This window comes from Stenotrophomonas sp. P5_B8, assembly GCF_054049855.1.
In genome coordinates, this window is record NZ_JBFULO010000184.1 from 1 (window position 1) to 7,254 (window position 7,254).

Here is a 7,254-nt window from a genome sequence, read left to right on the forward strand (position 1 = left end):
GTGCCGTGCCRCTGCACAGGGCCAGTGCCAGGCCCATCGACAGCAGGGAGAGCGGGACCTTCAGATGCACCACGACGGGGCCGGCCACCAGGCTGCCGCGTGAGGTGGCCACTTCGGAGACGACCACCAGGGCATTCAGCCGGTGGCTCCAGACCAGTCGAAAAATACGGTTCATCAGGTATTCCCCCGTGTACGGACGATGTGGACTGCATCAGCCATGCCTTGCGGCACTTGGATGTCATTACAGTCGCCACGTCATCGGCGGGGCACTTCATTCCGGCAGCACATGCGTGCGTTCCGGCAAGACAAGAACGATAACCGGCAGCGGCATGCGCAATTCCGGCAGATTGCCGGAAACGTGCATGGCGGGCGGCGGCAGCGCAGGCAAAGGGGTGAAACGATCAGGCGGGGCTACCGATCTGGGCCGGCGCACGCATCAGCGTGTCGCGCGGCAGCTCGCCGAACACGCGCCGATAGTTGTCGGCAAACCGCGACAGATCCCACAGGCCACAGCTGAGCGCCACCGCCTTGACCGACTTGCGGCTCGAGTCTGCCATCGACAACCCACGGCAGGCCGCGCACAGGCGCAGCATCGACAGATAGCGGTTTGGCGAGGTGCCGAACAAGTCCTCGAAAGCGTAGCGCAGGGCGCGCTCACTGACGCCTGCGGCGTCGCAGATTTCATGCATGTAGATATAGCGACGCAGGTTGAGCCGCATGAAATTCTCGGCGCGCTGCGCGATCAGGTAATGCGCACGGCGGGCGCGCGTATTGGATGGCCGGTCCTCGCTGCCGGCGCCCAGCAGTGCATGGATGTGCGCGTGCAACACCGATTCCACCGCATCGGCAGGCAGCAGCCCGCCCGGTTGGGCCAGGTGTTCGTGCAGGTCGGCATAGCGCTGCGGCAGCGCCGACCCGCCAGGTGCGCAATCCACGTTGAACAGCGACAGCGCCTGCCCCGACGGCAACGTGTTGCGCAGGCTGAGTTCGGTCAGCTTGCGCTGCACGCGCTGCATCGGCGCCAGCAGCAGGCTCAGATGCGTACCCGCGCTAAGCGTGAACTCGCTGATGCCCTCCGGCAGCACGGTGACGGCCATGCCAGCACTGAGTGGGATGCCGTGGCACCAGCTTTGACCTTCCTCGGTGGCGTGGATGAAGCCCAGCAGGCACCAGTCCTGCGGCAGCATGAAGCGCCCACGGAAATGGAAGCCGCACTGCGCGGTGCAGAACAGGGCCTCGTCGTGCACGCGCGAATGCAGGCTCGCGCGCGGACCGTTGCCGTCCAGCAGGACCATCTCCAGGTCGCAGACGCGCAGCACGCCGCTCAGCGTGGCCAGGTCATAAGGCCTGAGCGCGCCGTCGCCGTTGTCGTCCACTACACCATCTACCATGACAGTGATGCCCCCTTGCGCCTGGATGCGCGCGACGCCGGTCAAACCGGCTGCGCCCGTTTCGTCCTGAATGTCCTCGGCCAATGCCCTGCATAAACCCGCCACCGGCCGCCAGCGCGGCAACGGGAAACAATGAAATGTCCTTCCTGCATATTGCGCGCGGGTCGACGCCCGATTATCGATGCGCATTTTCGGCAAGTATGCATGAACTCGCCGGAAGGTAAACCCACCGCCGCAGCGGGCTCTGCGCGTGAAGAAAACGCCTTGAAACAGCTTGGAACGGTCTAAACTACGCGCCAGAAATCCCTCATCACCCCCTCATCACGCTATAAACACACCTCTTTCACTTTATAAACATTAAATGTTGGTCAACGCCCACGCATGGATAAAGGGCGAGCCGCAGCGGTTAAAGTCGAACGCATCGCTGCCTATGATTGAATTGAATACTGTTGATCGCGCCGGACTTTCCGGCAGGCACGCATCCCGGCAGTTCCATGGCGGAAACCGGGTATGCACGACAGGGGGAAGCAATGCAGACGCTCAGGGATGTGACGCTGTTCCCAAATCAACATGCGCTGGCGAAGACGCCGCGCGGTGCGACGCTGCCTGCTCCGCCCTTCCCGCACATGGCCTGCCTGGCAATGCCCAAGTAGGCCTGCGGCCGCAGGCGCGGCCGCTTCCTGCGCACGGAGCGCGCAGGCCACAGGATGGATCCGGCGGAGCCGGAGATCCCCCATCCATACGCAGGCAGTCCCATTGATTGACCGGAACAGGGAGTAGACCGTCATGAAAGCCTCCATCCGCAGTTTCCTCGCCGAAGAAGACGGCGTCACCGCGCTCGAATACGGCATCCTCGCCGCCGTGATCGCCGGCGTCCTGGTGGTCGCCGCGAAGACCGGCCTCAGCGATATGTTCACCTCGCTGTTCGCCAAGCTCAAAACACTGGTTGAAAGCGCCGGCGGTGGCAGCGCCCCGTCGACCGGCTGATCGGCGCCGCGCTCCCGCAAGCACTGCGACTGCAGGCTGTGCGCCTGCGGCGATGCCAACGGTTTACCGCTGTTCCCCGGTTCGATGCGCTATCACGGAGGACCCATCGGATGTCACTGCTGCCCGTCCTGGCCCTGCTGCTGAGTGCACAGGTCGCGATCAGCGACCTGTATGCGCGGCGCGTGTCCAACCGCTGGCTGTCGTGCGTCGGCGCGACCGCACTGGGATGGCTGCTGTGGACATGGGGCAGCGGCGCGGGCACGTTCCCAGGCACGCATCTGGCCGGCCTGGTGGTGGGTCTGGCAGCGCTGCTGCCGTTCTACCTGCTGGGCTGGATGGGCGCCGGCGACGTGAAGTACTTCGCCGTACTTGGCCTGCTGCTGGGCGCCCCGGCGCTGCTGCCGATCTGGGTGATCAGCAGCCTGATGGCCGGTGCGCATGCGTTGTGCGTGCTCCTCGCGCCCGGCCTGCGCGCCACGCTGCCGTTGCGTGCGCAATGGCTGCATGCACGCGCACAGCAGCACTGGCAGGCGCGCCCGACGGCTCGCCGCATCCACGCCTCGCGACAGGGCCGGGTCGGCATTCCGTACGCGGCCTACCTTGCCTTCACCACGCTGGGCTTCATCGCCTGGAGCACCTACGGAGCAGGCCCATGAGCCGCCATACCCTCCATCGCACCGACCGCGCGCGACAGCGCGGCGTGGTCACCATCGAATTCGCCTTCATGCTGATCCTGGGCCTGGTGCCGTTGCTGATGCTCACCTACACCGGGGTGATGATCATGGCCGCCCAGCAGACCCTGGCCCTGGCCTCGGCCGAAGGCGCGCGCGCCTCGCTGCGCTATGCCAGCACCAGCGAGCGCCGGGTCGCCGCCTGTCAGGCCGCACAGCGCTCGATGCAGTGGCTGTTGAATTTCGCCGGCCAACCGGCCAACTGCAGTACCGCCGGCGCGCCGCCGATCGTGGTCTCCGCACCGGCGCCCTGCGCAGGGCTGGCCAGTGCGCAGTGTATCCAGGTGTCGGTGAGCTACGACTACAGCAGCAAACCCTTCCTGCCCGGCACCGGCCGCGTCTACGGCTGGCTGATCACCCAGCCGATCCGCAGTACTGCGGTGGCCCAGCTCGACCTGGGCACGCCGTGATGCGACGCGCCCCTTGCCCGGAGTCTGCATGCTCAAGTTGACCCGCATCGCCGCTGTCGCATTGATCGCGCTGGCGCTGGTGCTGGCGCTGGTGGCGTTTCTGGTCAGCCGGCGTCCGGCGCAGAGCGTGGCCGCGCCAGCGCCCCAGGTGGATGGCCAGCCGCAGCACTGGCCGGTGGTGGAAGCCGCTACCCGCCTGCCCGCCGGCCGCCCGATCGCCGCATCGGACCTGCGCATCGGCGCGGCCCCGCAGGCACCGGTCGGTGGCTACGCAAACATCGCCGACGCCTCCGGCGCGGTGCCGGTGCGTGATATCGCCGCCGGCACCGCCTTGAACAGCGCGCTGATGGCGCAGGGTTATGCCCTCCGGCTCAATCCGGGTGAGCGCGCGCTGGCGGTGCCGGTGGACGAACTGGTCGCCGCCGGCAACCGCATCCTGCCCGGTGACTATGTCGATGTGTTCCTCAACCTGCGCGCGCCGCCGGGCATGAACACCGACGGCCAGGCGCAGGCACGGCTGCTGCTGTCGCGGCTGCGCGTGCTCAGCTACGGCGCCGCCGACAGCGCGCCTGGCCAGCCCAGCACCGCGGCCAACGACGCCGCACCGGGCGCCAACGACAGCCGCGCACAGGACATCCAGGGAGCGTCCGCGTCCAGTGGCAGCAACAGCGGCAACAGCACCAACGCGCCCATCCGCAGCGCGGTGCTGGCCGTGCCGGTGGCCGAGGCCAACCGCCTGTTGCTGGGTGCGCAGCAGGGCCGGTTGTTCCTGGCACTGCGCAATCCGGCCGATGTCGGCCAGCCCGACCAGAGCCTGTTCGCCCAGCCCGGCGGCGTACTCGACGCGCGACGCGAGCTCAGCCCGGAACAACGCCTGGCGCTGCAGTCGCCGGAGAACGATGCCTACGCCGGCATCGACAGCGACGCGTTGGCCGGCCGCGCGACGCACGCCGCGCGCGCGCCGATGCCGGTCCGTGCCAGCGCACCGCGGGCCACCCCGCGCCTGGATCGCGGTGTCGAAATCATCCGCGGCGATGTTTCCTCCCACAGCCGCTCGCCCTGAGCCCGACCGAGAGACTCCATGACGCCCTGCAATGCCCGTCTGTACCGCACCTCACGTCATTGGCCGGCGCGCCTGCTGCTGGCGCTGCTGCTGGGCACCTGCCCGGTGCTGGGCATGGCCAACGCCGATGTGGTCCTGCAGACGCGCGAGCAACGGCCGTGGACGCTGCCGGCCGATCTGGAGCGGGTGGCCATCGCCGATCCCAGCGTGGCCGACGTGGTGATGCTGAGCGGCAAGCGCCAGGCGCTGCTGGTGGGCAAGGCGCCAGGCACCACCACCCTGCTGGTGTGGCGCCGCCAGCAGAGCGAGCCGCAACGGATGCAGATCGATGTGCGCAGCGCGGTCCAGGGGGCGCTGCCGCCGTCGCAAGACCTGCAGCTCACGCTGCAGGATGGCCAGGGTCTGCTGCAAGGGAGTGCGGCAGACCTGCTGGACCATGAGCAGACCCGCAAGGCCGCCAGCATGGCGTTGGGCAAGGACGGCCAGCTCGCCGATGCGTCCACGATTGCCAGTGGCGGTGTGGTCCAGGTGGAGGTCAAGGTGGTGGAGTTCAACAAGTCGGTGCTGCGGCAGATCGGGATGAGCTTTGCCAACCGCAACAATGGCTTCTTCTATGGCATCACCCGGCCCGGCGGCACCCTGCCCGGCGTCGCCCCGGTCGGCACCGACCCCGACGTGCCGGTGGTCAACAACCCGCTGTCCTCTGCGTTCGGGCTGGTGTTCAAGTCGCTCACCCATGGCTGGGATGCCAACATCGACCTGCTGCAGAGCAACGGCATGGCGCGCGTGCTGGCCGAACCCACCTTGGTCGCCCTGTCCGGTCAGAGCGCCAGCTTCCTGGCCGGTGGCGAGCTGCCGATCCTGKAACCCCAGGGTCTGGGCACCACCACCGTCACCTTCAGGCCGTTCGGCATCGGCCTGACCGTCACCCCGACCGTGCTCGGTCCGAACCGGATCGCGCTGAAGGTCGCCCCGGAAGCCRGCGACCTCAATTACGCTGCGGGTGTCTCCTACAACGGTGTGCAGATCCCCTCCATCACCACCCGTCGCGCCGACACCACCGTGGAACTGGGCGATGGTGAGACCTTCGTGATCGGTGGACTGGTCAGCAACACCGTCAGCTCCAACGTCGACAAGATTCCGCTGCTGGGCGACCTGCCGATCATCGGCGCGTTCTTCCGCAGCCTGAGCTACAAACGCGAGGAGAAGGAACTGGTGATCATCGTCACCCCGCGCCTGGTGCAACCGCTGGCCCGCGACACCGTGGTACCGCTGCCGGGGGACCGCGAAGCCAAGCCGAACCTGCCGGTGTGGGGTGCCTGGCTGCTCAGCCCGGCCTCGTCCGACCAGCTGCCCGGCTTCTCGCGCTGAGCCGATGCCAGGAGCCCGCCCCGCATGTCCTCCGCCTCGATCCCGCTGTTGCACCCGATGGCGCCGCCGATGACCCTGGTGCTGGTCGCCCCCAACCGTGACCTGCTGGCAGCGCTCGGCGCCAAGCTGCCGGTCGGCACCCGCGTGGAGTGGGAAGACAGCCGCGGCTCGACGCTCGCGCTGGATGTGTATCGGCGCAACGGCACCTGCATCGTGCTGCTGGATTTCCGCCGCGAACAGGCGGCCGCAACCACCGATCTGACCCGGCATCTGCAACGCACGCTGCCCGATCTGTCACTGGTGGCGGTTGGCTCCACCGCCCCGGACCAGCTGGATGGCGTAGTGGCCGCGCTGCGCGCAGGCGTGCGCGACATCCTCGACCTGGAGGCGTCCACCGCCGACATCGATGCCGTCTTGCGCCGCGCCGGCGGCAGCGCGCCGGTCCGCAGCGTGGCGCCCGAACCGGCGCACAAGGCGCGGCTGGTGCTGGTGCTGGGTGTACGCGCCGGCGTGGGCAGCAGCACCCTGGCCGCCCATGTGSGCGTGCTGGCGCAACAGCTCGGCCATCCCGGCGCCACGTCCAGTACCGACCCCGATCCGTCGCAGCACGACAACAGCCTGCTGCTGCTCGACCTGGGCCAGCCGGCGGGCGACGCGGCGCTGTACCTCAATCTGGACAGCCAGTTCCATTACGACGATGCGCTGCGCAACGCCAACCGCATCGACGCCACCCTCGCCCGCACCGCGATGACCCGACATCCGGGTGGGCTGGCGTTGCTCGGTCAACCGGCCGGCAGCGATACCGGCCCCATCGCCGATCCCGCCGTGCTGGTGCAGCGCCTGCGCGGCGTGTTCGACACGGTGCTGTGCGATCTTGGCGGCGCACCCGTGCGACAGATCCCGCGCTCGCTGCTCAACAGCGCCGATGACATCTGGCTCGTCGCCGACCAGGCGATCGGCACACTGGTGTCGCTGGACCTGGCGCTCAAGCAGCTCGAAGCGCTGGGCGCGCGCGATGGTCGCCTGCACCTGGTGATCAACCGCCACGACGAAGCCGGCGGGCTGGCACCGGCGCAGATCGCAGAACGCTTCGGCGTGCCGCTGCTGGCCACCCTGCCCGACTGCCACCGCCTGCGCAGCAGCGCCAACCACGGCCACCTGCTCCTTCAGGATGCGCCGCGCGATCCTTACCTGCGTGCCCTCACCCCCCTGCTGGCGCGACTGGACCCGGCCGTTGCCGACGCCCTGCCGCGCGGGTGGCGGGAAAAACTCGTCCTCCGCCTGAGTGGTCTCCCATGGAA

At 68.2% G+C, this 7,254-nt stretch carries 8 protein-coding genes; 6 read left to right on the forward strand and 2 right to left on the reverse strand.

Annotation, left to right across the window (positions count from 1 at the left end):
- Positions 1 to 175 (reverse strand): ESPR domain-containing protein (locus tag ACXJKH_RS11475; RefSeq protein WP_457319534.1); only part of this gene is annotated, 175 nt, incomplete at its 3' end.
- Positions 176 to 401: 226 nt separating this feature from the next.
- Complete coding sequence (locus ACXJKH_RS11480) at positions 402 to 1,391, reverse strand: helix-turn-helix domain-containing protein (RefSeq protein WP_256774218.1); 990 nt, start codon at positions 1,389 to 1,391, stop codon at positions 402 to 404.
- 786 nt (positions 1,392 to 2,177) lie between these two features.
- Between ACXJKH_RS11480 and ACXJKH_RS11485 the strand changes: the two genes are divergently transcribed.
- The 6 genes from ACXJKH_RS11485 to ACXJKH_RS11510 form a co-directional block, all read left to right on the forward strand.
- Positions 2,178 to 2,378: a Flp family type IVb pilin gene (locus ACXJKH_RS11485; RefSeq protein WP_256774217.1), complete on the forward strand. Its 201-nt coding sequence runs from the start codon at positions 2,178 to 2,180 to the stop codon at positions 2,376 to 2,378.
- A gap of 110 nt (positions 2,379 to 2,488) precedes the next feature.
- Positions 2,489 to 3,034: an A24 family peptidase gene (locus ACXJKH_RS11490; RefSeq protein WP_256774216.1), complete on the forward strand. Its 546-nt coding sequence runs from the start codon at positions 2,489 to 2,491 to the stop codon at positions 3,032 to 3,034.
- Positions 3,031 to 3,519 carry a TadE/TadG family type IV pilus assembly protein gene (locus ACXJKH_RS11495; protein WP_256774215.1) on the forward strand — a complete coding sequence of 163 codons (489 nt, stop codon included), beginning with the start codon at positions 3,031 to 3,033 and terminating at the stop codon, positions 3,517 to 3,519. Before ACXJKH_RS11490 ends, ACXJKH_RS11495 begins: the two co-directional genes overlap by 4 nt.
- Positions 3,520 to 3,547: 28 nt before the next feature.
- Positions 3,548 to 4,582: a Flp pilus assembly protein CpaB gene (cpaB, locus tag ACXJKH_RS11500; protein ID WP_256774214.1), complete on the forward strand. Its 1,035-nt coding sequence runs from the start codon at positions 3,548 to 3,550 to the stop codon at positions 4,580 to 4,582.
- Positions 4,583 to 4,600: 18 nt separating this feature from the next.
- The gene (locus ACXJKH_RS11505; RefSeq protein WP_457319532.1) at positions 4,601 to 5,953 is read left to right on the forward strand and encodes a type II and III secretion system protein family protein; all 1,353 of its coding nucleotides are present in this window, start codon (positions 4,601 to 4,603) and stop codon (positions 5,951 to 5,953) included.
- Between the two features lie 24 nt (positions 5,954 to 5,977).
- Positions 5,978 to 7,254 (forward strand): AAA family ATPase (locus tag ACXJKH_RS11510; RefSeq protein WP_457319533.1); only part of this gene is annotated, 1,277 nt, incomplete at its 3' end.